The organism is Bartonella tribocorum, from assembly GCF_002778015.1.
GTDB classification, from domain to species: domain Bacteria; phylum Pseudomonadota; class Alphaproteobacteria; order Rhizobiales; family Rhizobiaceae; genus Bartonella; species Bartonella tribocorum_B.
This window is the reverse complement of sequence record NZ_NJPP01000079.1, coordinates 1-1,188: the sequence shown is the minus strand read 5'-3', so window position 1 is coordinate 1,188 and position 1,188 is coordinate 1. Positions and strand designations below refer to the sequence as shown.

Below are 1,188 nucleotides of genomic sequence, written 5' to 3'. Positions count from 1 at the left end.
ATGGCGAAGAGCAAATTTGAACGAACAAAACCGCATGTTAATATAGGTACGATTGGTCACGTTGATCATGGGAAGACTTCGTTGACAGCAGCGATTACGAAATTTTTTGGTGAGTTTAAAGCATATGATCAAATTGATGCAGCACCAGAAGAGCGCGCACGTGGTATTACTATTTCTACAGCCCACGTTGAGTATGAAACGGAAAATCGTCACTATGCCCACGTTGACTGCCCAGGACACGCAGATTATGTGAAAAACATGATTACTGGAGCAGCGCAGATGGATGGGGCGATACTGGTTGTTTCCGCGGCTGATGGTCCCATGCCTCAAACACGTGAACATATTTTGCTTGCTCGTCAGGTTGGTGTTCCTGCGATCGTTGTTTTTCTTAATAAGGTTGATCAAGTTGATGATACAGAACTTTTGGATCTTGTAGAGCTTGAAGTTCGGGAACTTTTATCCAAATATGATTTCCCAGGCGATGATGTGCCAATCGTTAAAGGTTCTGCATTGGCTGCCCTTGAGGACAAGGATAAAAGCATTGGTGAAGATGCGGTTCGTCTTTTAATGAGTGAGGTTGATAATTATATACCAACTCCTGAGCGTCCTGTTGATCAACCATTTTTGATGCCGATAGAAGATGTATTTTCGATTTCGGGTCGTGGAACAGTTGTTACGGGTCGTGTTGAGCGTGGCATTATTAAAGTTGGAGAGGAAATCGAGATTATCGGTATTCGTCCAACGTCTAAGACGACGGTCACAGGTGTTGAAATGTTCCGCAAGCTTTTAGATCAAGGACAAGCGGGTGATAATATTGGTGCTCTGCTTCGTGGTGTTGATCGGGAAGGGATTGAACGTGGTCAAGTATTGGCAAAGCCAGGGTCTGTTACACCTCATACACGTTTTAAAGCAGAGGCTTACATTTTGACAAAAGATGAAGGCGGACGTCATACGCCGTTTTTCACGAATTATCGTCCTCAGTTTTATTTCCGTACGACGGATGTTACGGGTATTGTTACGCTTCCAGAAGGGACAGAAATGGTTATGCCAGGGGATAATGTTGCGATGGATGTGTCTCTGATTGTGCCGATAGCGATGGAAGAAAAGCTTCGTTTTGCTATTCGTGAAGGTGGTCGTACTGTTGGTGCCGGTATCGTCTCCAAGATTATTGAATAAATAATGCTTGTT

At 44.0% G+C, this 1,188-nt stretch carries 1 protein-coding gene; it reads left to right on the top strand.

All coding sequences use genetic code 11. From position 1 onward, the window contains the following. Nucleotides 1–1,176: elongation factor Tu (tuf, locus tag CEV08_RS09250; RefSeq protein WP_100131288.1), on the top strand; the 1,176-nt coding region annotated here is incomplete at its 5' end. Nucleotides 1,177–1,188: the final 12 nt, after the last annotated feature.